This window comes from Belnapia arida (assembly GCF_016773205.1).
Classification (GTDB): Bacteria; Pseudomonadota; Alphaproteobacteria; order Acetobacterales; family Acetobacteraceae; genus Belnapia; species Belnapia arida.
In genome coordinates, this window is record NZ_JAETWB010000199.1 from 1 (window position 1) to 349 (window position 349).

Below are 349 nucleotides of genomic sequence, written 5' to 3' on the forward strand. Positions count from 1 at the left end.
ACGGCAGCGTGCGCCGCTCGTAATTCGGGTCGAAGACGCGCTCGGGCAGCACGACCGGCTGGTGCGGCACGTCCTCGCAGGGGATCTGGGAGAGGAGGTGCTGGATGCAGTTCAGCCGCGCACGCTTCTTGTCGTTGCCTTCGACGATATACCACGGCGCCTCCGGAATGCTGGTGCGTTCGAACATCGCCTCCTTCGCCTTGGTGTACTGCTCCCAGCGGACGCGGGACTGCAGGTCCATCGGCGAGAGTTTCCACTGCTTGATGGGGTCGTGGATGCGCATGAGGAAGCGAAGCTGCTGCTCCTGGTCGGTGATGGAGAACCAGTACTTCACCAGGATGATGCCGGA

Annotated in this window: 1 pseudogene; it reads right to left on the reverse strand. The window is 63.0% G+C overall.

The features are described from left to right. Positions 1–349, reverse strand: a pseudogene (locus JMJ56_RS33385) (polyphosphate kinase 2 family protein); the annotation flags it as partial.